25 protein-coding genes are annotated in these 22,337 nt (G+C 49.6%); 5 read left to right on the top strand and 20 right to left on the bottom strand.

Going from position 1 to position 22,337, the window contains the following annotated elements; translation table 11 throughout:
• The first annotated feature begins 26 nt into the window (after positions 1–26).
• Positions 27–821 carry a transporter substrate-binding domain-containing protein gene (locus tag M979_RS03375; protein WP_034456292.1) on the top strand — a complete coding sequence of 265 codons (795 nt, stop codon included), beginning with the start codon at positions 27–29 and terminating at the stop codon, positions 819–821.
• Positions 822–935: 114 nt separating this feature from the next.
• Here the strand turns inward: M979_RS03375 and M979_RS03380 are convergent, their stop codons facing one another.
• The 9 genes from M979_RS03380 to M979_RS03415 form a co-directional block, all read right to left on the bottom strand.
• The gene (locus tag M979_RS03380; RefSeq protein WP_064553717.1) at positions 936–2,165 is read right to left on the bottom strand and encodes an HD-GYP domain-containing protein; all 1,230 of its coding nucleotides are present in this window, start codon (positions 2,163–2,165) and stop codon (positions 936–938) included.
• A 335-nt stretch (positions 2,166–2,500) separates the two neighbouring features.
• A complete protein-coding gene (locus M979_RS03385; RefSeq protein WP_064553719.1) occupies positions 2,501–3,571 on the bottom strand; it encodes an ABC transporter ATP-binding protein in 1,071 nt (356 codons plus the stop codon).
• Positions 3,564–5,333 carry an ABC transporter permease gene (locus tag M979_RS03390; protein WP_034456289.1) on the bottom strand — a complete coding sequence of 590 codons (1,770 nt, stop codon included), beginning with the start codon at positions 5,331–5,333 and terminating at the stop codon, positions 3,564–3,566. Before M979_RS03390 ends, M979_RS03385 begins: the two co-directional genes overlap by 8 nt.
• 142 nt (positions 5,334–5,475) lie before the next feature.
• A complete protein-coding gene (locus tag M979_RS03395; protein ID WP_034456288.1) occupies positions 5,476–6,564 on the bottom strand; it encodes an ABC transporter substrate-binding protein in 1,089 nt (362 codons plus the stop codon).
• A gap of 234 nt (positions 6,565–6,798) precedes the next feature.
• On the bottom strand, positions 6,799–7,494 hold the full coding sequence (locus M979_RS03400) for a response regulator (RefSeq protein ID WP_064553721.1): 696 nt from the start codon (positions 7,492–7,494) through the stop codon (positions 6,799–6,801).
• Between the two features lie 13 nt (positions 7,495–7,507).
• Positions 7,508–9,139, bottom strand: a complete 1,632-nt coding sequence (locus tag M979_RS03405; protein WP_064553723.1) for an ATP-binding protein — start codon at positions 9,137–9,139, stop codon at positions 7,508–7,510.
• 431 nt (positions 9,140–9,570) lie between these two features.
• Entirely contained in the window at positions 9,571–9,714 is a 144-nt protein-coding gene (locus tag M979_RS23230) for a hypothetical protein (protein WP_157093200.1), read from the bottom strand.
• A 127-nt stretch (positions 9,715–9,841) separates the two neighbouring features.
• Entirely contained in the window at positions 9,842–10,636 is a 795-nt protein-coding gene (locus M979_RS03410) for an SDR family NAD(P)-dependent oxidoreductase (RefSeq protein WP_064553725.1), read from the bottom strand.
• A gap of 227 nt (positions 10,637–10,863) precedes the next feature.
• Positions 10,864–11,325 carry a winged helix-turn-helix transcriptional regulator gene (locus M979_RS03415; RefSeq protein WP_064553728.1) on the bottom strand — a complete coding sequence of 154 codons (462 nt, stop codon included), beginning with the start codon at positions 11,323–11,325 and terminating at the stop codon, positions 10,864–10,866.
• Between the two features lie 170 nt (positions 11,326–11,495).
• Between M979_RS03415 and agp the strand changes: the two genes are divergently transcribed.
• Positions 11,496–12,734, top strand: a complete 1,239-nt coding sequence (agp, locus tag M979_RS03420; protein ID WP_064553730.1) for a bifunctional glucose-1-phosphatase/inositol phosphatase — start codon at positions 11,496–11,498, stop codon at positions 12,732–12,734.
• 46 nt (positions 12,735–12,780) lie between these two features.
• On the opposite strand, the gene M979_RS03425 is transcribed toward agp, so the two are convergent.
• Both M979_RS03425 and wrbA read right to left on the bottom strand, forming a co-directional pair.
• Positions 12,781–13,008, bottom strand: a complete 228-nt coding sequence (locus M979_RS03425) for a YccJ family protein (protein WP_034456281.1) — start codon at positions 13,006–13,008, stop codon at positions 12,781–12,783.
• A gap of 18 nt (positions 13,009–13,026) precedes the next feature.
• Positions 13,027–13,623, bottom strand: a complete 597-nt coding sequence (wrbA, locus tag M979_RS03430) for an NAD(P)H:quinone oxidoreductase (RefSeq protein ID WP_064553732.1) — start codon at positions 13,621–13,623, stop codon at positions 13,027–13,029.
• 502 nt (positions 13,624–14,125) lie between these two features.
• On the opposite strand from wrbA, the gene M979_RS03435 reads away from it, so the two are divergent.
• Both M979_RS03435 and M979_RS03440 read left to right on the top strand, forming a co-directional pair.
• Entirely contained in the window at positions 14,126–14,302 is a 177-nt protein-coding gene (locus M979_RS03435; RefSeq protein ID WP_034456279.1) for a con-10 family general stress protein, read from the top strand.
• Between the two features lie 122 nt (positions 14,303–14,424).
• Entirely contained in the window at positions 14,425–15,360 is a 936-nt protein-coding gene (locus tag M979_RS03440; RefSeq protein WP_064553734.1) for a DMT family transporter, read from the top strand.
• Here the strand turns inward: M979_RS03440 and rutG are convergent.
• From rutG to rutA, 7 genes are read right to left on the bottom strand one after another with little or no spacing between them, the layout of a single operon-like run.
• Complete coding sequence (rutG, locus tag M979_RS03445) at positions 15,348–16,673, bottom strand: pyrimidine utilization transport protein G (RefSeq protein ID WP_064553737.1); 1,326 nt, start codon at positions 16,671–16,673, stop codon at positions 15,348–15,350. The two genes, M979_RS03440 and rutG, sit on opposite strands and share 13 nt — an antisense overlap.
• Positions 16,674–16,700: 27 nt before the next feature.
• A complete protein-coding gene (rutF, locus tag M979_RS03450) occupies positions 16,701–17,189 on the bottom strand; it encodes an NADH-dependent FMN reductase RutF (protein WP_425338125.1) in 489 nt (162 codons plus the stop codon).
• Between the two features lie 10 nt (positions 17,190–17,199).
• Positions 17,200–17,790: a malonic semialdehyde reductase gene (locus M979_RS03455; RefSeq protein ID WP_064553746.1), complete on the bottom strand. Its 591-nt coding sequence runs from the start codon at positions 17,788–17,790 to the stop codon at positions 17,200–17,202.
• Positions 17,787–18,587 (bottom strand): pyrimidine utilization protein D, encoded by an 801-nt coding sequence (rutD, locus tag M979_RS03460; protein ID WP_064553748.1) that lies wholly within the window; start codon positions 18,585–18,587, stop codon positions 17,787–17,789. The genes M979_RS03455 and rutD overlap by 4 nt, the downstream gene beginning before the upstream one ends.
• A gap of 3 nt (positions 18,588–18,590) precedes the next feature.
• Positions 18,591–18,977: a pyrimidine utilization protein C gene (gene rutC, locus M979_RS03465; protein ID WP_034456274.1), complete on the bottom strand. Its 387-nt coding sequence runs from the start codon at positions 18,975–18,977 to the stop codon at positions 18,591–18,593.
• A 13-nt stretch (positions 18,978–18,990) separates the two neighbouring features.
• Positions 18,991–19,689, bottom strand: a complete 699-nt coding sequence (gene rutB, locus M979_RS03470; protein WP_034456273.1) for a pyrimidine utilization protein B — start codon at positions 19,687–19,689, stop codon at positions 18,991–18,993.
• On the bottom strand, positions 19,689–20,780 hold the full coding sequence (gene rutA, locus M979_RS03475; RefSeq protein ID WP_064553751.1) for a pyrimidine utilization protein A: 1,092 nt from the start codon (positions 20,778–20,780) through the stop codon (positions 19,689–19,691). The genes rutB and rutA overlap by 1 nt, the downstream gene beginning before the upstream one ends.
• Before the next feature lie 251 nt (positions 20,781–21,031).
• Between rutA and rutR the strand changes: the two genes are divergently transcribed.
• Positions 21,032–21,676, top strand: coding sequence for an HTH-type transcriptional regulator RutR (gene rutR / locus M979_RS03480; protein ID WP_064553752.1), 645 nt, complete (start codon positions 21,032–21,034; stop codon positions 21,674–21,676).
• Here rutR and M979_RS03485 read toward each other — a convergent pair.
• Together M979_RS03485 and M979_RS03490 are read right to left on the bottom strand one after the other, a co-directional pair.
• The gene (locus M979_RS03485) at positions 21,673–22,080 is read right to left on the bottom strand and encodes a lysozyme inhibitor LprI family protein (RefSeq protein ID WP_064553754.1); all 408 of its coding nucleotides are present in this window, start codon (positions 22,078–22,080) and stop codon (positions 21,673–21,675) included. The two genes, rutR and M979_RS03485, sit on opposite strands and share 4 nt — an antisense overlap.
• Before the next feature lie 13 nt (positions 22,081–22,093).
• Positions 22,094–22,337, bottom strand: a 244-nt coding sequence (locus M979_RS03490) for an integrase core domain-containing protein (protein WP_157093201.1), incomplete at its 5' end; no start/stop codon positions are given.

Here is a 22,337-nt window from a genome sequence, read left to right on the forward strand (position 1 = left end):
CCCTATACGCAATCAGGAGAATAACAATGAACCCTACAAAAAACATCGCATTGCTCGCAACATTGCTCTGTGCCTCTTTGTCATTACCTGCCCTGGCAAACACGCTCGAGGATATTCAGAAACGCGGAGAGCTACGAGTCGCAACGGATATGGCTATTCCGCCATCGGGGATGCTGGATGCCTCAATGAAACCTGTCGGTTCTGATGTCGAGACTGCAGAGCTGTTGGCCAAGGACTGGGGTTTGAAGCTTAAGTTTATCGAAACCACGGGGCCAACCCGAATTCCAAACTTACAAACGGGTAAAGCGGATATTGTGATATCGACGCTGTCAGTCACGCCTCAGAGAGCAGAGGTTATTGATTTCACCAGAGCCTATGCAGGTTTGCGCTCAGTCATCGCGGCACCCGCTGCCACTAAAATAAGTGACTGGAACGATCTTAAAGGGCGTGCCATCACGGTTACACGCGGCACGACACAGGACTCAATGTTAAGCAAAGATGCAATGAAGAAGGGTTATACGCTCCAGCGTTATGATGACGATGCAACGTTGGTCACCGCCGCCGTCAGCGGGCAGGCTTACGCCGTTGCAACGTCAGCGACACTCGTTAACCAGATAAAAAAACAGAATCCAAAGCTGAATTTTGAGCCAAAGATGACGCTGACTGTATTTGATTTGGCGATTGGGCTGCAAAAAAACCAGCCTGAGTTGAAAGAAAAACTTAATGAGTGGATCGAAACTAATATTAAAAATGGAAAGTTAAATGCTATATACGAAAAGTATCATGGCGAACCCATTCCGCAGGAAATATTGAATCGCTAAGGAATTTACGTAATTTAAAATCAAACGGTAATCGCAGGGCTAATGCTCCACGCGCCCATATTTAAACTTGCTGAATATATCTGGCAATTAAGAATATGGGCGCTATTTTTACCATTAATAAGAATGCATCAAGTCCATATTATTAGTAATGTTCATCACCTCTTGCCGGTGTTCCAGCAACAGATTAACCAGTTTGCTATCAAGGGAGTTATTTTCGGCTTCCTGATGAAGGATTTCGCTCACTCTCTTCGCTGGCATTGCAGTGCGATAAGGCCGGTTTTCAGTCAGTGCGACAAACACATCAGCAATCGAAATTATCCGGCACTCTTGCCCAATTTCGTCACCAGCCAGACTAAATGGATAACCATAACCATTGGGTTTCTCATGATGCAGAGCTGCCCAGCGCGCGATATCGGTGATAGCGTCAATGGATGAAAGCAACTCAAAAGTATGATAACTGTGGCTTTTTAATATCGCGATATCTGCATCATCAAGTTTGCCTTCTTTGTGTAATAGACTCATCGGAATGGCCAGTTTCCCGATATCATGCAGATAGCCTGCCAATTCAATTTTCTTACACTCAACTTCAGAATAGTGGCATTTCTCAGCAAGAAATCTGGCAACAATTCCCACATGCAGTGAGTGACGGCAGGTGAAATTACAGTGCATATCAATAATGGTATTAAGCAATAACCCAAAATCCATCAATTCATCGAGATTGATTGTTTTATCTGCTATAGGTGAATACATTCTCAAGAGATTTAATGGTAAGGGTCTGGATAATGCCAACCAAAAATAGGTTTTATTTGCCAGACGAAGAAATGCTTCCAGTACTAACGGGTGGAAACGTGTTTCCACTTCCTCTTTAATCAATTCAATGCAGCGTTCAGCTGGCGACTCATGCCCGCTTTTTTGTAATTTAAGGTATTGAATGTCGATGCGATCGGCCAGGTAGATGATATGGCTGGCGAAGGGAATACGCTCATCATTCTGATATTCACCCTGGCCATAACCCCATTTCCGATGATGATGGAGGATGATTGATGCTTTATCCGCCAGTAAAGGAACCATCTTAAAAATGGCAGCACCATAGGTTGCATGGGCATGGCTATAAGGTTCTTGATCGTCGATGGCGATTAAATAGTCTTTTTTTACCAGGCCACCAATATCATGAAGCAATGCAGAAATAAAAACATCTTCGCGGTATTTAGGTACTAATTTGAGCTCAGCAGCCAGCTCATTCGCGATGAACGCCGTCCTTTTATGATGACCATTCAATTCAGGTGCACTGGTTTCGATCGCTAATGCAATCGTTGATAAAACCTGAAAAAGATTTATTTCCACATTTATTCCTGTTGTACCCAAAAAGGAATACTTATTTGTATATAAAATAAATATACCTATAATTGGGGATGTTTTATTTTATATGGACAAGTTTCATTAAGTAATGATGTGTTTATCTAAAGCATTTTATTGTTAATTGTATTCACATTTTTTTGACAAAGTATTTTTTAATTATCATGAAAAATATAAATTAGTCACGCCTTGAGATTGTTGCGCGTTGATTTAAACCAATAACGAAATGAAAAGCAATGTGTAAGTTGCTGTTGATAATACAGCCGTGACTGGCACAGAACGAATGAGGGCAGGGAGCCGCTAACCGCGGCTCCCTGCATCCATCAGGATTTAGGGAAAATCCAGACATGTTCCTCAGGTAATGCCAGATGGCAATGCTGGGGATCGCGAACACTACTGCCATAGGCGCGAATGACAAAATCATCGCCTGAAGTACGGAACAAGTATTCCCAGCGATCGCCAAGATACATGCTGGTTAGCAACGGGAGTTCAAGTTGGTTTTCGCCAGCGCCGTCAACCAGCACTACGCGTTCCACGCGGATGACAGCCGTCCCTTCCTGACCACTTTGCACACCTTCACCCGCTTGTCCCCACAACGCCCAGTCTTTGCCTTCAATACGCGCTTTTCCGTCACGTACCTCGGTGACTTTTCCGTGCAGGCGGTTGTTACTGCCCATGAATTCTGCGGTAAAGAGAGTTTTTGGTGAGCCGTACATTTCCTGTGGAGTGCCTTGCTGTTCGATTTTGCCGTTATTGAGCAACAAAATTCGGTCGGAAATTGCCATCGCCTCATTCTGATCGTGCGTGACCATCAAGGCCGACAAACCGAGTTTGATAATCAACTCGCGCAGAAATACGCGTGCTTCTTCACGCAATTTGGCATCGAGGTTTGATAACGGTTCATCAAGCAGAATCACCGGTGGGTTGTAGACCAGCGCTCGGCCAATTGCTACGCGTTGTTGCTGACCACCAGAAAGTTGATGCGGATGGCGCTTATCCAGATGCCCTAGCCCAAGCTGGTTCAGCACATCCTGTACACGTTGAGTCATTTCAGCGGCAGCGACTTTACGCAGCTTCAGCGGATAGGCCACGTTTTCGAATACGGTTTTGTGCGGCCACAGTGCGTACGACTGGAATACCAGCCCAAGATTGCGCTCTTCGGCAGGGATCTCGCTGCGCGGCGTGCCGTCGTAAACTTTGTTTTGCCCGATGGTAATCGTGCCCTGGGTGGGTTTTTCCAGCCCGGCAACGGCACGCAATAATGTGGTTTTACCGCTGCCTGATGGCCCGAGCAAAGAGACCACTTCGCCGCGTTTTAGATTCATGGAAACACCCTTTAATACCGGGTTGTCGCCGTAGGTTAAGTGCAGGTTCTCGACCGTTAATTCAATCATGCAATTTGACTCCAAAACGAAGGGCAATCCCCAGACCTACCACCACCAGCAGGATGTTAATAAACGAGAGTGCGGCAACAATATCAATGGCTCCGGCGGCCCATAGGGAAACCAGCATTGAGCCGATGGTTTCAGTCCCCGGTGCAAGCAGGTACACGCCGGTTGAATATTCGCGCTCAAAAATCAGGAACATCAGAAGCCATGAGCCAATCAGGCCGTAGCGTGATAACGGAATAGTGACGTGGCGAGTGATTTGCCCGCGCGTGGCACCGGTGCTGCGCGCAGCTTCTTCCAGTTCCGGCCCGACTTGCAGCAGCGTTGAGGAAATGAGTCGTAGGCCGTACGCCATCCATACAACGGTATAGGCCAGCCAGACGCTGAAAATGGTACTGCGCAGCGATCGCAGCCACACCACCAGGTTATCGCGTAACCACTGCGACCACGGCATCCCGGAAAGCCAGCCGGATTTGAGGGCGTTGTCGAGCCACATCGGCAGGAACAGGAACACCCACAGGAAGGCCAGACCGGCCAGGAGCCCTGGAACCGCGCGTGGCACCAGTACGCTGTAGTCGAGGAAACGCGTAATATTGTCTGGTTTGCGGTGCATAGCGATGCCGATAAACAGATAACAGGCAACAGCCAGAGCGCCACCAATAACCCCAATCGCCATCGAGTTAACAATGGCGCGCAGCAGGTTCGGCTGCTCCCAGATAGTGCGGAAAGTTTGAAGCGACAGTTCATCCCAGAGGGATACACCTACGCCCCAGTTAGAAATAAACGCGCGCAACATCACGCCGATTAGCGGAACACCGATAGTAACAGTTAGCCAGAATGCCACTACTGCACCGGCTACCCAGCGCCATTTCCCCAGCGGCAATGCACGTGCCTGTGATGCTTTGCCTTTAACCGTTACGAAGCGGTTCGCGGTTCGCATCAGGCGGCGCTGCAACATCACCAACGGGATAGTGATGCAAATCAGCACCACGGCAACCGCGGCCATCAGGTGATAGGAAGGCGTGCCGAGTTTATTGGTCAACTGATACAGGTAAGTGGCCAGCACCATGTTGCCTTCCGGGTCGCCAAGCACCAGCATCAGACCGAATACTTCAAGCCCAAGGAAGAACAGCAAGACGGTGGCGTACAGAATAGAAGGGCGCACCATCGGCAGACTGACGGCGGTCATTACCTGTAACGGCGAGGCACCGGATATTCGGGCAGCCTCTTCGACATCAGACCCCACACTGCGCAGAGCTGAGGAGATGTAGAGATACGCGTGTGGAACATGTGTTAGCCCGGCGATGACCACGATGCTCGACATGTCGTAGATATTCCACGGCACGAAACCAAGAATGGATTGAGCCCACAGCGAGAAGAATCCTACCGGACCGGCGGCGACAACATAGCCAAATCCCAGAACCATCGGCGAGACAAAAATAGGCACCAGGATCAGCGGTTCAATCAAACGTCTGCCTGGCAAATCGGTGCGTACCATCAGGAACGCCAGAATTCCCCCCAAAGGGATGGCTATGACCACAAGGCCGATGGCGAGAATAAATCCGCTTTTCAGTGCCCTGTAGAAATCGGGATCGGTAAAGATGAAGCCAAAAGATTCAAGGCTCCACTCTTTTGACGGTGAAAAGAATGGCGCAGAGAGGAAACTTTGTATCACGATAAACGACAGCGGTATGTAGATAACCAGCGCGGTTATTAACACCACAATGCCGCGTGGCAAGCTCTGCCACTTTCTGAGTAATGCACTCATGGGCTTCCCTTAAATGTCGGATGGCACTAACACTTATCCGACCTACGAATGGTCTTGAATGTCGGCTGTCGCAAACGTAAATCTGACCTACGTTGCAGGTTTTGTAGGGTGGATAAGCGAAGCGCCATCCACCGCTTGTGTTTTATTTGGATGCGGCAGCACGCCACTCTTTGATGTAATCCAGGCGTTTTTTCTGTTGCAGATATTCCAGCAAGGTTTCATCCACAGGGATTGGCTTGAGCGCATTGCCTAACATTTTCGTCATACCGTCGATATCATTTTTGCCCTCGATATCGTTACGGATGGACGGGATGTCTGCCTGATTTGCCAGGATGCTTTGCCCTTTTTCAGACAGTACGTAGTCCAGCCACAGTTTCGCGGCATTGCTGTTTTGCGCTTGCTGACTGATAAACGACACGCGGGACAGCACCAGGGTGTAATCCTTCGGATAGGAAATACCCAGTGAAGGATCGGTTTTGGCGCGGGCTTCAGCGTAGGAACCCAGAATGTTAAAGCCGATCAGGTTTTCACCTGATGAGACCCTTTCCATCATGGTGCCAGTAGAGGACTGCACAGAGAGGCCGCCTTTAGCGACATCAGCCAGGGTTTTGAAATAATTCGGGTCAGCTCTGAAATCCTGTACAGAAAGCATGAAGCCCAGGCCGGATTTCTCAATGTCGTACGTGGTGACTTTTTTGCTGAATTTATCAGGCTGGCTGGCGATAAGTTTTGCCAGTGCGGTGTGGGAATCAGGCACTTCATTCGCCGGAATCAAACGTTTGTTATAGATAAACACTACTGGCTCGTAAGTTGTGCCGTAGGCTTTGTCTTTCCACACAGCCCATTTTGGCAACTGACCCTGCTCAGGGGATTTATATTCCTGTGCATAGTCGACAGCCAGTTTCAGCGCGGTGTCCATCGAGGAACTCCAGATCACATCGCCACTGGTGCCACCCGCCGCCTGTTCGCTGATATAACGGTTATACAGTTCTGTACTGTTCATATCGTTATATTCAACTTTAATGCCGGGATATGTAGCCTCAAACCCCTGAATCAACGGGCCTGCTGCTTTGGTGTCGGTGGTTGAGTAGATGACCACTTTGCCTTCTTTAGTCGCAGCATCGATGACTTTTTGGTAGTCAGCCGGATAGCCTTGGGGAAGGGCAGACATTGCGGAACAAGAGATCAGTACAGCGGTAGTAATGACAGAGAGATGTATTTTATTTAACATTATTATTAACCTTTAGCTGCATTTGAGTAACTAATGATCAACATAACGCATGAAATCTGACAGGCAATGGGGGGATATTTCCTAACTTCTCGAATTGTGATTCGGGGCTTTTTTTAGGCAATTAACACCATTAAAACCGTGAAAGCGTGCGGCAATGTCGCATGACAGAATGCTTTTCTGGACTACAAAAAATATGTATTTCCCCACCGTTGAAGGTGGGATAAACCGCAGGTCTTATCCATCTATTTTGCGGTACAGCCGTCGCGGGTGGCCGATATTTCCGTATTGCATTTCGACACCGATAATGCCCATTTCCACGCAATACTCCAGATAACGGCGCCCCGTGGTTTTACTGATTCCGACTTCTTCCACCACCTGTTCTACTGACCAACTGATATCAGGTCTGTTCGTAAAAATGCGCTGAACTTTCTCCAGTGTGTTTGGCTCAATGCCTTTCGTGGATGGGGCTGAGGCCGCATTGATGGCGGGTAGGTTATACAATCGGTCTAGCGCGTTCTGATCAACCGTCTTCACATGACGCAACGTTTTGACCAGTTGCATAAAGCGCTCAAGCGAACTGCGCAGGCGGTGAAATGAGACGGGCTTAATGATGTAGTCAAACGCGCCGCTGCGCATCGCCTGGCTGCAAGTTTGCATGTCGCTGGCAGCCGTAATGAAAATCACCGAACAGTCAAAACTCTTAAGCAACGGGCTATCGATTAAATCCACTCCCTGGCCATCTGGCAAAAAGTTATCAAGCAATATCAGCCGTGGCTGATGTAACTCCAGTAGGGAGCGCGCCTGCTCAAGTGTCGCGGCAATACCCACGACATGCAGATGAAAATTTTGCTCGATAAAATCGCGATGCAAACCGGCAAGGTGGGGTTCATCTTCCACGATGACGACATCAAATGAGTTGCTGTTATTCATGGTAATACCCTGCTCAAACACTTACCGGAAAGGGGATAAAAACAGAAAATATTGTACCTTGCGGCGTATTGTCTGTGATTTCGATACTGCCGTGAGCCTGATGGACGTAACTGGCAACCAGATATAGACCGATGCCATGCTCTGAGCCTGCCATCTCATGAATGCCTGTCGGTTTCGTGGTGACGCCCTGCTCAAAAAGATGGGGTTTTAGTTCGTCATCCACACCGCAGCCCTGGTCGGCTACTTCAATCACCAGTTCCTGATTTCTGTCTGAAATATAGAGTTCCACAGGCGCTGAATGTGTGGGGGTTTTCAGCGTAGCGTCCACGGCGTTATCGAGTAAATTGCCAATCACCGACATGAGTTCGGTTTCACCAATTGTCACGGGAATTTGGCTTAGCTGGCAGGCTGGGTCAAATGTAAGCTCAACACCTTTCTCGCGTGCGCTGACGTATTTCCCCAACAACAGGCCACAAAGGGCGGGAGAGGCAAAACGTGCTGAGACAAAATCCAGTACATTTTGTGCACCTTCGGATTGTGCCTGTATATAGTGCATCGCATCGTCATAGCGCTGCATCTGCAATAAACCGGCGAGTGTTGCAGTCCAGTTCAGCTGTTCGTGGCGCATGATGCGAAGGTTGTCAGCGTAGCGCTTCACCTGACTCAATTGGCTACTGAGCGTGTTAATGTCGTTTTTGTCGCGAAAGCTAAAAACCCAACCACTTTCTGCTCCTGGTTCAAGTTCAATCGGGACACGGTTAACGATCACCTGCCGTTGATTCAGCACGGTTATTTGATCGTGATGGCTGTTATTTTCTGTCACGCCATGTTGATTAAAAAATGTGGCAGGAGTTTGTAATATTTCTACCAGTGGTTTGCCGAGTAGTGCATTTTCAGGCTGACGAATATCCAGCAATTCGCGTGCGGCACGGTTAATTAATATCAGCTGCTTCTGTGCGTTAACGGCAAATACACCTTCATACATTGCTTCGAGCAACGCTTTTTGTTGGAGGACCAGCAGAGCGATATCTTTTGGCTCCAGCCAGAACATTTGCTTTTTGACATTCCGGGTGAATATCCATGAAAAGATAAACAGCAGAATCAATAGCAGCAGGCCATATAGACCCGCTTGCCAAAGCCTGGAGGCATTAATATTGGCGATATATGAAGTGAGATAACCAACTGAGACAATACCAATCACTTGGTTTTTAGCATTAAAGATGGGGGCCTTGCTGCGCAATGAAACACCGATGCCACCCTTACGCGTAGAGATAATCGTTTTACCTTGCAAAACTTCGGCGTTGTCTCCACCAATCATTGGTAGGTTAATGCGCTCTGGAGATTCAGAGTGGTAAAGATGCTGTTCCTGGGCATCGCCAATCACAATATAACTGGCGTCACTTTGCTTGCGTAACGGCTGGATTAAACGGGCAATTCCCGCCATGTCACGGGTGGCTACCATTTCTGCCAACCCCGGTATCAGAGCAATTTCACTGGCCTGGACGCGCGCACGTTGACCCAGGTCATGCTGTATTTGCCGGTCCATAAAGTGGAACAACATCACGCCCAGCAAAACCAATAGCAGGCACGAAAAGAGCACCAGAGATAAAAAGAGTTTTACCTGAAAAGGTAATCTACGCTTCATATGACCTGCCGTAGGGAAATAACAAAAGCATACCCGGGAAGCGTATCATGCAAACATCACTGGTGTACTCTGGGAAGAGGTGAGTTGTGAAGTCACAAGATAAATAATCATTAATTCGCGCATTGAAATCAGGGTTAATAGCCATGTGACCTCCCGTTATTAATTTTTATTAATAAGACAGGATCAACCTTATAAAAACCTTAGTTTGTGATATTAATTGCGAGGGGCTATCCGGGAGGTAAAAATCGCTGGTGGTCAAAAACTCATCGTCTGGCCGATACCATAATCTGTTTTGACACTACAGTTTGTCGTTGGTGGGGTGCGCTTTTGCCATTATCTGCAGAGCTTTCAGAGGTCTGCCCCATTTGGTTTTGGGCTATTTAAAATCGGGGGAAATATGAACAGAAAATACTTCTGGAATAGTGTGAAAATTAATCAATATCCGTTTTCACCATTTTTTCAATAAAGTGCAGGCTTTCAGATATATGATGGAGAATATTGCCAACATCAAAAAGTATTGCAACCCATAACATAATAACCAGAGCGAGTGCACCCAGCGCAGAATAATTAAACATTTTCATTACATTAGTGGAAATAAGTCATTACTAATACTAAGTATAGCAATCTGACTACAACCTCAATTAAACAAGTCATCTTTTACAAAATTATGCATAAAAGCGGGACGAATCCCGCGCTTTACACTTATTGTTTCTGATATCGGGGAGCAGGAACTCCAGTTCGAGAAGCCGCGAAAATCGCCAGCCGTGCTGATTCGTAGGCCTCCCACAATGCCAGATCGTGCAGTGGTGGCACTGTCACCTCTTCGCCTTGATCCAATCCCGCCAGTGCGGCATCAACCATATTTTCAGCCGTCATAATGGAATCCGGGGCCAAATGGTCCATTGATACACCTGAGACTTCCCAGATTTCCGTTGCGGTGACCGCAGGTAATACCGCCTGAATACGCACATTGCTGCCTGCAATCTCTTGCTGCAAACCGCGCGTGAAATTCAGCACATAGCCTTTGGTGCCGCTATACACGGCGCTACCCGCAATGGCGTGGAGTGAGACAACCGAGGCGATGTTGATAAGCGTGCCGCTATTTTGTGCCTGGAAACGACCGAGGACGGCGAGGCTTAGACGAGTTAGCGCGGTGATATTCAGCATGATGTCCGTCTGGTGTAACGCAGCGCTTCCCGCGGTGAAAGGTGCCAGGTGCGCGGTTCCGGCATTATTGACCAGCACACTGATTCGTTCATTACTGCGCAGCGCTTCTTCAACAGCCTGAATACCGCTTTCTGCCGCCAGATTGGCGGGTAAAATCTGGACGGTGATGCCATGCAGCGCTTCGAGTTTACTCGCCAGTTCACGTAAACGCTCTTCACGGCGTGCGACTAATAACAGGTCGTAACCGCGAGCGGCAAAGCGCTCTGCATATATCGCACCAATACCTGAAGATGCGCCGGTGATGACTGCAACAGAAGGGGAAGTGGTCATGGTAAAGCCTCGTCGTGAAAGTTGATTATAGGTTTCATAATGAAACTAAATTAAAAGTAGGCTGATTGGTTTTATAATGCAACCATATTGAGGGTGTTTTTTTATTTCTGCATTGACAGGAACGCTTGCTGGCGGGTTAACGAATTAATAATGAAAGGGAAGTGGATGTCGCGGCGCTACTCTACGGACAGCTTTTGTAGGTCAGATTATCGCCGCGACATGCGACATTAAGTTGACTCCATTAGAACATCAGGGCGCTGTGCAACCACCTCATCAGGCGCAAGCGTGCGGCCATCCTGCGCTTGTAGCTGGAGCTTACGCAGCGGCTGATGGTGTTCATCATCAACAAGTACGCTGCATTTTTCATGGCTATCAAACAAGTAATCACCTCCCCATTGTGCAAGGGCAACCAGCACTGTTTGCAACGCTCGTCCTTTTTCGGTCAATACATATTCATTCCAGGCGCTGCCGTCAGTGGCAGGGCGCACGGTCAAAATACCTTGTTCCACCAGTTGCCTGAGTCGCTGAGTCAGCATGTTTTTGGCGATACCGAGGTTTTTCTGGAACTCACCAAATCGTGTCAGGCCGTTTAAAGCATCGCGCACGATAAGCAATGACCACCAGTCACCGATGATATCGAGTGAACGGGCAACCGGGCAGACGTTACCTTCCATACTTTTGCGTTTCATTAATCCTCCACAGGCTGAGAGCCTTTATTGGTTTTATTATAAAACCTCTCGCCGGGATTGAGTAGTTTCATTCATCGCGTTGTTTTGCGAGCGGCCCGGAAGGCGGTGTCAGTTTTTTCTGCCAAACTGAATGCGGCACTATTGTGCAATAACATCTTGAGGATGAAGAGATGAATAAAAAAACGATCGCGGTATTACTGGCAATGGCTTACTTCGCTCCTGCGTTGGCACAAGCCGAAACAGCGCCACAGGGTTATCAGCTTCAACAGGTTTTATTAATGAGTCGTCACAATCTGCGCGCGCCTCTTGCCAATAATGGCAGCGTACTGGAACAGTCTACTGCTCAGTCATGGCCGGAGTGGGATGTGCCTGGTGGCCAACTCACTACCAAAGGTGGCGTGCTGGAAGTGTATATGGGCCATTATCTGCGTGAATGGTTTGCGGAGCAGGGCTTAGTGACAAGCGGTGAATGCCCAACGCCGCAAAGCATTTATGCCTACGCGAACAGTTTGCAGCGCACCGTTGCCACAGCACAGTTCTTTATCACAGGTGCATTCCCGGGTTGTGATGTACCAGTGCATCATCAGGAGAAAATGGGCACGATGGACCCAACATTTAATCCGGTGATTACTAATGATTCACCTGAGTTCCAGCAAGCAGCCGTGAAGGCGATGGAAACCCAGCGTGAGCAGTACAAACTGGGAGACAGCTATCAGCTTCTTGAGCAAATAGTTGCTTTTAAAGACTCGCCGAGCTGTAAAGAAAAGCAGCAGTGCGATCTCACGGCGGAAAAAGATAAATTCACTGCTAATGCTTCAGAGGAGCCGGGAGTGAGTGGCCCACTAAAAGTGGGGAATTCGCTGGTCGATGCATTCACATTGCAATATTACGAAGGTTTCCCACTGGATCAGGTTGCCTGGGGGCAAATCAAAACGGATCAGCAGTGGAAGGTGTTATCGCAGCTGAAAAATGGTTATCAGGACACGTTATTCACCTCGCCGCAGGTTGCTCAGAATGTGGCAGTACCGCTGATTAAATATATTCAGAAAGCGCTGGCGGGAAATAATAAAGGACCAAAAATCACCTTGCTGGTGGGGCATGACTCCAATATTGCATCGCTTTTGACGGCATTGGATTTCAAACCTTATCAATTGCCTGAGCAATATGAACGCACGCCAATTGGCGGGAAAATTATGTTCCAGCGCTGGCATGATGCGAATAACAATCGTGAATTGATGAAGGTGGAATACGTTTATCAAAGTGCTGAACAGCTGCGTAAAGCTGATGTACTAAGTCTGCAACAGCCACCTCAACGGGTTACGCTCCAGCTTAATGGTTGTCCAACTGATGCCAATGGTTTTTGTCCGTGGGATAAATTTACGCAAGTATTGGCGCAGAGCGTGAAGTAAAGAAGTTACTGGCTCCCCCGCATGATGCTGGGGAGCCATGAGCAGACTAAACGTTTCTGCGTTCTATCGTCTGTTCACCCCAAAACAGCGAATCTTTATCTGTTTTTTCAAATGCCAACGCCAGTACCTCGTCGTTGCCGTCTTCCCAAATTTTCTCCGCCATTTTCTCGTCGTATTTAGCCACTTCAAAAATAGCCTCAGCGATCTCAGGAGAGGTGTTGCGTAAACTCGCCCATTCGCCTACATGATGAGCCTTTGATTGTTGATTCTGCATGTACTCCTCCAGAATTATTTAACCATTTAGTTTAACGGCAAGGCCCGCTACGTATTCACCTTGATAGCGAGCAATGGAAAGCTCTTCCTGGCTTGGCTGACGCGAACCATCAGCTCCAGCAATGGTTGTTGCACCGTACGGCGTCCCGCCACGAACCTGAGAGACATCAAACAATTCTTGCGCAGCATAGCCGATGGGAACAATCACCATTCCGTGATGAGCAAGAGTTGTCCAGGTTGATGAAATAGTGTGTTCCTGACCGCCGCCAGTGCCTGTTGAACTAAACACGCTGGCAAGCTTGCCGTATAAAGCACCCGAAGCCCATAAACCACCGGTCTGATCGAGGAATGTGCGCATCTGGCCGGACATATTGCCAAAACGAGTGGGAGTGCCAAAAATAATGGCGTCATAATCGGCAAGCTCTTGCGGTGTGGCTTGTGGAGTATTTTGCGTCTTGCCCCCGGCTTTTAAGAAAGCTTCACCTGACATGGTTTCCGGGACTCGCTTCACCGTCACTTCCGCGCCATCTACTTTCTGTGCACCCTCTGCCACAGCATGTGCCATGGTTTCGATGTGTCCGTACATTGAGTAATAAAGCACCAGAACTTTAGCCATCTCGCTCACTCCTTACCAGTGTCGCAGCGTTTTGCTGCATTCATTTAAAGATATGTGCTGTGGCCCAGAGTGCAAATCCACCGTCATACTTCAAACTGCATCTTTGTTGGCTGCACTCACTCATCTCAGTGACTTACTAAAGTCAGCTCCTGGGATTATTCCCCCTACGGGGCCGCTACTGGCTGCGTTCAAAAATTTGTCACTCCCTTGCCGCCTCGATGCAGTTCGAATTATTCAGGAGGATTTGGAAGAAATGTCGCATTAAGTCACATTTTCATAGGGTGACTATTTCATTAAAAATAAGAAAGTCTTATGGATTAAGCGGCAAAAAAATCACCCATTTTGGCGATTACATGTTGCAAGATATTACGGTTAACTGGTCAATTGCCCTGACTGCACTAAGCTTACTTCCACGTAGCGTTACTTAAGCTGCGCGGTGAAAGAATCCTCTTTGACTGAATGCAATATGATGACTTAACTATTTCCAATCCGGAGGTTAGAAATGGCAAACCATCGTGGTGGTTCAGGTAATTTCGCTGAAGACCGTGAAAGAGCATCAGAAGCAGGTCGTAAAGGTGGCCAGCATAGTGGCGGGAATTTTAAGAATGACCCGCAGCGCGCTTCAGAAGCAGGCCAAAAAGGGGGCAAAAATAGTCATGGTAAAGGTAGTAGTAAGTAGTCACTCGCCAGGCTAACCCCAGCCGCCGGTTTTTACCGGCGGTTTTATTTTATCTCTCCCATTGCAAGGCTCACTGCCGCATCGCACACTATCAGGCTTGCTTATCTCGCCCTGGTCCTGTCATGTCTGCCTTACTGCGTCGTTACCAACTCTCTGTCAAACCTCAAGAAGCGATTCTGATCCTCATCACCATGTTCTGGGGTGGGACTTTCCTTGCTGTGCAATATGCGATGACCATGAGTGGGCCATTCTTTTTTGTAGGTTTACGTTTTGCGACTGCCGCGCTTGCCGTAGGGTTGTTATCACTAAAATCGCTGCGCGGTCTGACCTGGCTTGAAGTGAAGGCGGGTGTTTTTATCGGCGTTTCAATCGCCATCGGTTACAGCATGCAGACCTGGGGTTTACAGACGATTCCCAGCAGTAAATCAGCGTTTATTACAGCGATGTATGTCCCATTGGTGCCAGTGCTGCAATGGATTTGCCTCGGGAAAATGCCAGGGGTGATGTCCTGGGTGGGTGTGGTGCTGGCATTTATTGGCCTGGTTTTCCTCGCCGGGCCGGAAAACACTTCACTCACCCTGGGCGCAGGTGAAATTATCACGCTGATAAGTGCTCTTGCGATTGCCGCAGAAATTATTCTGATCAGCGCCTGGGCGGGCAAAGTGGATATTAAACGTGTCACCATTGTTCAGCTTGCTACCGCCTCGATTGTGGCGTTTGCCACCATGATCCCCGCAGGCGAAAGCGTGCCAACCTTTACTCCTGGTTTGTTAGTGATTGCGTTAGGGCTTGGGATTTTCAGTGCCATCATTCAGGTCACCATGAACTGGGCACAACGCAGCGTTTCGCCAACACGCGCTACGGTCATTTATACCGGTGAGCCGGTGTGGGCGGGGATTTTCGGGCGCATTGCCGGGGAACGATTACCGGTGTTGGCGTTGTTGGGTGGTGCGTTGATTGTACTTGGCGTACTGGTGAGTGAATTGAAGCTTAAACGTAAGAAAAAAGAGGCACCGTTACCGGTGCCTGAGAATGAATTGCAACGTCACGAATCCTGATGAACCACTGAACTATCGCTCACAATTTGTGGGCGACGGCTCAGAATAGCGTTCAATATAATCGCGCCGAACGTTGCCGTGCCAATCCCGCCAAGCGTGAAACCACCCAGTGTTAAGGCGAAATCTCCGGCGCCCAAAACCAGTGTTACCGCCACCATAATCAGGTTACCGTTCTGGCTTAAATCAACGTTATGCTGCACCCAGATACGAGCTCCTGCTACAGCAATCAAACCGAATACCACGATTGAGGCCCCGCCGATAACCGGGGCAGGAATGGTGTGAATTAATGCGCCAAATTTAGGTGAAAAGCCCAATAACATCGCGATCCCTGATGCTGCCACAAATACCAGCGTTGAATAGACTTTGGTTACTGCCATTACACCGATATTCTCTGCATAGGTTGTGACTCCGCTCCCGCCAACGGAACCCGAAAGCATCGTTGCAAGTCCATCGCCAACAAAGGCTTTGCCGATGTACGGGTCCATATTTTTGCCCGTCATTCCGGCGACGGCTTTCAGGTGCCCAAGGTTTTCAGCCACCAGAATGACGGCAACAGGGGCAATCAACATCATCGCCTGCGCGTTAAATGTCGGGGAGGTTATTTGTGGAATGCCAAACCAGGCCGCTGAGCTTAACAGTGCGAAATCGACCGGTTTGCCAAAGCCAAATCCATTCGCCAGAACCGCATAAATGACGCAGGCGAGGATCAGGCCAATCAGAATCAGCAAGCGTTGAATCATCCCGCGGGTAAACACCGCGACCAGCCCGATACACAACACCGTCATTACCGCCATCCAGCTATCAAAACTGCTGGCTGAAACGCCGCGCACCGCGATTGGAGCGAGGTTCAGGCCGATAGCCATCACCACCGCACCGGTAACAACCGGTGGCATTAAACGCTCAATCCAGCGAGTTCCGGCTTTCATCACCACAAAACCAATCAGCGTATATACCAAACCGCAGGCGATAATACCGCCGAGCGCTACGCTCAAATGTGGATTCAGCCCTTGCCCGTTAAAACCAGTAACGGCTATCACCACACCAACAAACGCGGCACTGGAGCCTAAATAACTCGGCACGCGTCCGCCAGTCACCACAAAGAACAACAACGTCCCAATACCCGACATCAATATCGACAGATTCGGGTCAAGCCCCATCAGTAGCGGCATCAGCACTGTGGCACCAAACATCGCTACCGCATGTTGTACGCCCATCACTAGCGTCTGGCCGAGGGGAAGTGTTTCGTCCGGAGCCACCACGCCACCTTCTGGCACCATTTTTTTACGCCATTGTGGAAACCAGGTATTCGCCATATTCATCTCCAGCAGATATCGTGTCGGCTAACAGGCAGGCCGCATCAGTTGATGGTAGCCACGGTCAAACCACACCAGGCCATGGGTATCGTCGTTACGTTCAAGGGCGACTAATTCACAAAATAAGATGTCATGCGTACCAACACTGACGACCTGGCTAATCCGGCAGTCGAACGATACGAGTGCGCCTTCCAGTTGCGGGCAGCCGGTTATACCGTGCCGCCAGCGGGCAGCGGAAAAACGTTCGGTCATCGCCGTCTTTCCACCAAATAAATTCGAAAGATCTTCATGTCCGGCCGCCAGTGTGTTCACACACAGTGCCTGATTGCGGCTAAAAATCGGCCACACAGAAGCGCTACGATTCAGGCATACCAGCAATGTTGGTGGTTCGTCCGTTACGCTACATACCGCCGAAGCAGTAAACCCGGCGCGTCCGGCAGGACCATCGGTAGTGACGATATTCACCGCTGCGCCAAGGCACGACATCGCATCGCGAAAGGCTTGTTTTTCGACCATCTTCAACTCCTCAGGCGAGAACACAGGCCTCTTCAAACGCTAAACGAGGCAAGCGCGAATGGGTTTTTGCCGGGTCACCGTAGCCAATATTAACCAGCAAATTACTTTTCCAGCCGCTTGCGCCAAAAAACTCGGCATCCACTTTTTCGCGGTCAAAACCAGACATTGGCCCGGTATCTAAACCGAGCGCACGACAGGCAGAAATCAGATACGCCGCTTGCATCGAGCTGTTGCGAAAGGCGGTCTCCTGCGCCAGTTCCGGGCTTGAGGTAAACCAGGCGCGGGCATCTGCGTAAGGGAACAGTTTTGGTAGCAGCTCAAAGAACGCCGGATCCCAGGCCACAATCGCAGTGACGGGGGCGGTCATGGTTTTCTCGACATTGCCCGCAGAAAGCGTGGGTTTCAGGCGCACTTTCGCGTCTGTACTGCGCACAAACAAAAAGCGGGCAGGCGAACAGTTGGCTGATGTCGGGTTAAGGCGTAGCAGGTTATAAATCTCGGCAAGTTGTTCATCACTCACCGGTTTATCCAGCCACGCGCTATGGGTATGTGCGCCAGTAAATAAGGTTTCCAGCGCTTCGGACGTAATAGCATGACTCATATAATTTCCTTGAGGTAAGTAGGTTCGGTCACCAGAAAACTCAGCAGTCGCTGGTTACAATCACTGGCAGCGGTGACGTTGCAGGCGTGCCCACCCCACGGCATGATTTCCAGCAGACTGTTCGGTAATGCGTTGTGCAGTTCTTCAGAAAAGATCCATGGCACCAGCAGATCGTCTCGGGAACAAATCACCAGCACCTGTTGCTGGATGCGGGCGGCGGTGGCGTGAAAGTCAGCGGCCTTTAACGCATTCAGGCGGCGTGTGAGATTTTCTTGCCCTTGAAAGTGCGCGTTATGCATCGCTTCTTCGGCTTCAAGGCGTGGCTGGTTGGCCGCCATCCAGTCTGCCGGGTAGAGAAACAGCGGCTGCGCCTGCAAATAGGCGGCGGGGCCGCTGTCTTGCAGCAAGGTTTCACGAACCGCAAAGCAGCGCCGGGTATGGGCGTTGAGCTGCAACCAGCCGTTGATTATTGCCAGCTTGTCAATGGCTGCGGGGTAATCAAGCGCCAGTTGCATTGCGACCAGACCACCCAGCGCATGACCAAGCACGCTGTAATGCGTAATGCCCTGTTGCAGCATGGCGGTGTGAATTTCCTGCGCCATATCAGGCAGGCAATAATCATTAGGCAGCGGTTGCTTATTCACTCCGGTGCCGCGCTGGTCATAAACCACCAGTTGGTAGTGTTCAGCCAGTGCCGCACGTTGTGGCAGCCAGTAACTGCCCATGCCACCGAGCCCGGCAATCAGCAGCAAAGTCGGGGCTTTGGGGAAGGGCGCTTGAGTCAGCTCAATCTGCATAAGCTATTTCCCGATATGCGCGACGCTTGCGATTTCTACCAACGCGTCCGGTTTCACCAGACCACATTGAATGCAAAACCGTGCAGGCTTATCACCTGGGAAAAACTCGGCATACACTTCGTTGATGGCGGCGTAGTTCGTCCAGTCGGTAATAAAAATCTGATTAAAGGTAATGTCGTCCATGGTGCCACCTGCGGTTTCAATCACCGACTTAATGGTTTCCAGCACATGGCGCGTCTGGGCTTTGGCATCACCGACGTGAACCACATTATTTTGTTTATCGAATGGTAATGTGCCGGAGACATACACCACGCCATCAGCGAGAGTGCCTGGCACAAACGGTGCGATGGGTGTCGTCGTTCCCGGCGGAATGATTACGGATTTCGGCATGGGCTATTCCTTATCAGGCAATGCGGGCGAAAGATTGTGGCTGCAACGCCTGGCAAAATGTGCCGACGTCACTCACCCAACCAAAGAAGGTTTCGATATTGAATAAGGCAGCTTGCTGCGCAAAAGCAGGCCCGGCTTGATGGGTGGCATCGGCAAGCACCACGCCAAAGTATTCAAGGAAAAAACCGTCGCGCAGTGTTGATTCCACGCAGACATTGGTGGCGATACCGGTGAATACCAGGTGGCGAATACCGCGTGAACGCAGAATGCTGTCGAGTTGAGTGTTAAAGAAACCGCTGTAACGAGGCTTTGGCAGAATGATATCGCCGCTCTGCGGTACCAGCTCATCCACTAGCTGGTAGTCCCAGCCACCCTTAGCCAATAGCGTTCCTTGTAATTCCGGCTGCTTACGCATAGTTTTCAGCGCATTAGATTTGTGGAAGTTTGGCGAGCCGGGCCCGCCAGCTTCGACGTAATCGCTATCCCACCCGTTCTGGAACCAGACAATTAGCATTCCCGCTTCGCGTGCAGCTGCAACGGCGGTTTTGATATTTTCAATAACGGGTTTAGTTGCCGAAACATCAAACCCGGCAAGATCGAGATAGCCGCCTTTACTTGCATAAGCGTTTTGCATATCCACGACAATCAGTGCCGTCTGTTCAGTTGCGAATGTAATGGCTTCCGGGCGTGCCTCCAGGGTGATGTTTTTCATTACGCCACCTCGCGGGTTGATGGAGAAAGGTGCGAGCGCGATTTCATCAGCGGCTGGATTTTTTCACCAAAGGCTTCAATACCACTCAGGAAATCATCAAAGGTTAGCAATACCCCTTCAGCCCCTGGCACGCTTGCTACTTCGTCCAGCAGGCGGGCGACCGTGGCGTAAGAGCCAACCAATGTGCCCATATTGATATTCACCGCTGAAGTGGGGTCAGCCATTTGCCGTACGTTAGTGTTGGTGCCTGAACGGGTGTCTTTCTGGCTCTGTTCGGTAAGCCATGCCAGAGCTTCTTCATCGGCTCCGTCTTTGTAGTGTTCCCATTTTACGCGGGCGGCTTCGTCGGTTTCATCGGCGATAATCATAAACAGCACGTAGGAGCCGACATCGCGCCCGGTTTTCTCAGCCGCTTCCATCATGCGTGCGGCAGTTGGAGCAAACGCGGTTGGCGTGTTAACGCCTTTGCCAAAGCAGAAGTTGTAGTCGGCGTATTCGGCAGAGAAGGCCATGCCCGCGTCGCTTTGCCCGGCACAAATCATTTTTACCGGTTGGGCGGGGCGCGGGCTTAAACGGCAGTCGTTCATGGTGAAGAACTCGCCTTTTAAATCACTTTGCCCGGTTCCCCATAAATCGCGCAGTACGGTGGCGTATTCAGACAGGTAGTCATAACGGCGAGCGAAGTATTCATCGCCCGGCCAGATCCCCATTTGCTCGTATTCTGGTTTTTGCCAGCCGGTCACCAGATTGACGCCAAAACGCCCCGGCGCGATGGAGTCAATGGTTGATGCCATCCGCGCCACAATGGCGGGTGGCAAGGTCAGCGTGGCGGCAGTGGCGTAGATCTGAATTTTGGAGGTCACCGCTGCAAGGCCGGCCATCAAGCTGAACGACTCGAGATTGTGATCCCAGAACTCCGTTTTGCCACCAAAGCCACGCAGCTTAATCATCGAAAGGGCAAAGTCGAAATCGTAGTATTCCGCTTTTTGCACAATCGCTTTATTAAGCTCAAAAGTGGGCATGTATTGCGGCGCAGTCGTGGAGATTAACCAGCCGTTGTTACCAATAGGGATAAATACGCCAATTTTCATCACGGGCCTCTCATTCAAGTGGGTAGCCATTTTCGAAAGAGATATTGCAAACCTGATGCCAGGTTAGAAAATGCTTTTGTTATCATTATGTTGATTATTAGTTTCTATTTTGATGGTGCAAAAACCAGACTGCTTGGTCAAAACGAGTGCACAAAAAACAGGCGTTCGTGCGCGTTCAGGGTGCATACAACGCGCACTTATTGCGAGGTCTTTGCTATGCTGTCGGGCAAAACAGAACGATGAGAGGGCGCATGGCACAAGGTGCGGCAGCAACCAAAGAAACCGGACGGCGTTCAAAAGCGGTAGCGGCGAAAAAGCAGGCTATTCTGGCGGCAGGACTGGAGTTCTTCTCGCAATTTGGCATTCACGGCACCAGTATTGAACAGATAGCTGAGCGTGCGGATGTGTCAAAAACAAACCTTCTCTATTACTACCCTTCCAAAGAAGCGCTCTACATTGCGGTGCTTAAGCAGATCCTTGATATCTGGCTTGCCCCTTTGCGTGCGTTTCGCGAGGATTTACAGCCGCTGGTGGCGATAGGTGAATACATCCGGCTAAAACTGGAAGTTTCCAGAGATTACCCGCAAGCCTCGCGTCTGTTCTGCCTTGAGATGCTGCAAGGTGCGCCATTGCTAAAAGAAGAATTGAGTGGCGATTTGAAAGCGCTGGTTGATGAGAAATCGGCGATCATTGCCGGTTGGGTTGAGAGCGGAAAGCTGGCGGCGGTCGATCCGCACCATTTGATCTTTATGCTATGGGCCACCACGCAACACTATGCTGACTTTGCAAGCCAGGTTGAAGCGGTGGCGGGTAGCAATTTAAACGATGAAGTATTTTTCCGCCGCACGGTGGAAAACGTGCAGCGAATGATTATTGAAGGAATTCGAGTGCGTTAATTTTGTTGTGGAGGGAGTGGGCAACTCAGATCGCCTTCCTCACAATGGGTAAGAGACTCCAGAAAAGCGGTGCGCTCTTTGGTACGATCCGAAAGACAGATGCTATGAATCATTGGCCCGATTGTTCCACCGTTTTCACCAGTAGGGTCGGAAACGAGAAATTTGCAGTCGGCATCGCGAACTTTTAGCCATGCTAACTGAGCTTGCTTCAGTAGATTTTGTTGCGCAGGCGAGGCCAGTTTCATGACTTTTTTATAGGTTTGGTTCAGCGCGGCATCGTCTTTTTTGTACAAGGCGTCGTAACATTCATTGCTATCAATCTGAGTTACTGCTTTATCGCATTCACCCGCAAGTGCTGCACCACTTAAAAGCAGACCAGAAATAAGTAAACAAAGGCGTTTCATCATCACTCCTTGACTAGTCCTGATATAAGTTGACAGTTTTCTGTCTGTAAAACGCCTGATGAACATCATCGGGCGTTTTGTATTTCAGGGCCAGGTGTGGCCGCTCATGGTTATAAATCGCCACAGATTCTTTTACCATTTCCCGGGCCTGCGCCAGGTCTGCAGGACGCGAGAGTAAAAACTCATTTTTCAGGATCCCGTTTATTCGCTCAGCCAGCGCATTCTGGTAGCAGTCATAACCATCGGTCATTGAACAA

Source organism: Buttiauxella noackiae ATCC 51607, assembly GCF_001654865.1.
In the GTDB taxonomy this organism is placed as follows: Bacteria; Pseudomonadota; Gammaproteobacteria; order Enterobacterales; family Enterobacteriaceae; genus Buttiauxella; species Buttiauxella noackiae.

Bases quoted from the DNA above. Each gene is read 5' to 3' on its own strand.
- M979_RS03375 (WP_034456292.1), top strand. From the start codon at position 27: ATGAACCCTACAAAAAACATCGCATTGCTCGCAACATTGCTCTGTGCC.
- M979_RS03385 (WP_064553719.1), bottom strand. From the start codon at position 3,571: ATGATTGAATTAACGGTCGAGAACCTGCACTTAACCTACGGCGACAAC.
- M979_RS03390 (WP_034456289.1), bottom strand. From the start codon at position 5,333: ATGAGTGCATTACTCAGAAAGTGGCAGAGCTTGCCACGCGGCATTGTG.
- M979_RS03395 (WP_034456288.1), bottom strand. From the start codon at position 6,564: ATGTTAAATAAAATACATCTCTCTGTCATTACTACCGCTGTACTGATC.
- M979_RS03400 (WP_064553721.1), bottom strand. From the start codon at position 7,494: ATGAATAACAGCAACTCATTTGATGTCGTCATCGTGGAAGATGAACCC.
- M979_RS03405 (WP_064553723.1), bottom strand. From the start codon at position 9,139: ATGAAGCGTAGATTACCTTTTCAGGTAAAACTCTTTTTATCTCTGGTG.
- M979_RS23230 (WP_157093200.1), bottom strand. From the start codon at position 9,714: ATGTTTAATTATTCTGCGCTGGGTGCACTCGCTCTGGTTATTATGTTA.
- M979_RS03410 (WP_064553725.1), bottom strand. From the start codon at position 10,636: ATGACCACTTCCCCTTCTGTTGCAGTCATCACCGGCGCATCTTCAGGT.
- M979_RS03415 (WP_064553728.1), bottom strand. From the start codon at position 11,325: ATGAAACGCAAAAGTATGGAAGGTAACGTCTGCCCGGTTGCCCGTTCA.
- agp (WP_064553730.1), top strand. From the start codon at position 11,496: ATGAATAAAAAAACGATCGCGGTATTACTGGCAATGGCTTACTTCGCT.
- M979_RS03425 (WP_034456281.1), bottom strand. From the start codon at position 13,008: ATGCAGAATCAACAATCAAAGGCTCATCATGTAGGCGAATGGGCGAGT.
- wrbA (WP_064553732.1), bottom strand. From the start codon at position 13,623: ATGGCTAAAGTTCTGGTGCTTTATTACTCAATGTACGGACACATCGAA.
- M979_RS03435 (WP_034456279.1), top strand. From the start codon at position 14,126: ATGGCAAACCATCGTGGTGGTTCAGGTAATTTCGCTGAAGACCGTGAA.
- M979_RS03440 (WP_064553734.1), top strand. From the start codon at position 14,425: ATGTCTGCCTTACTGCGTCGTTACCAACTCTCTGTCAAACCTCAAGAA.
- rutG (WP_064553737.1), bottom strand. From the start codon at position 16,673: ATGGCGAATACCTGGTTTCCACAATGGCGTAAAAAAATGGTGCCAGAA.
- rutF (WP_425338125.1), bottom strand. From the start codon at position 17,189: ATGGTCGAAAAACAAGCCTTTCGCGATGCGATGTCGTGCCTTGGCGCA.
- M979_RS03455 (WP_064553746.1), bottom strand. From the start codon at position 17,790: ATGAGTCATGCTATTACGTCCGAAGCGCTGGAAACCTTATTTACTGGC.
- rutD (WP_064553748.1), bottom strand. From the start codon at position 18,587: ATGCAGATTGAGCTGACTCAAGCGCCCTTCCCCAAAGCCCCGACTTTG.
- rutC (WP_034456274.1), bottom strand. From the start codon at position 18,977: ATGCCGAAATCCGTAATCATTCCGCCGGGAACGACGACACCCATCGCA.
- rutB (WP_034456273.1), bottom strand. From the start codon at position 19,689: ATGAAAAACATCACCCTGGAGGCACGCCCGGAAGCCATTACATTCGCA.
- rutA (WP_064553751.1), bottom strand. From the start codon at position 20,780: ATGAAAATTGGCGTATTTATCCCTATTGGTAACAACGGCTGGTTAATC.
- rutR (WP_064553752.1), top strand. From the start codon at position 21,032: ATGGCACAAGGTGCGGCAGCAACCAAAGAAACCGGACGGCGTTCAAAA.
- M979_RS03485 (WP_064553754.1), bottom strand. From the start codon at position 22,080: ATGAAACGCCTTTGTTTACTTATTTCTGGTCTGCTTTTAAGTGGTGCA.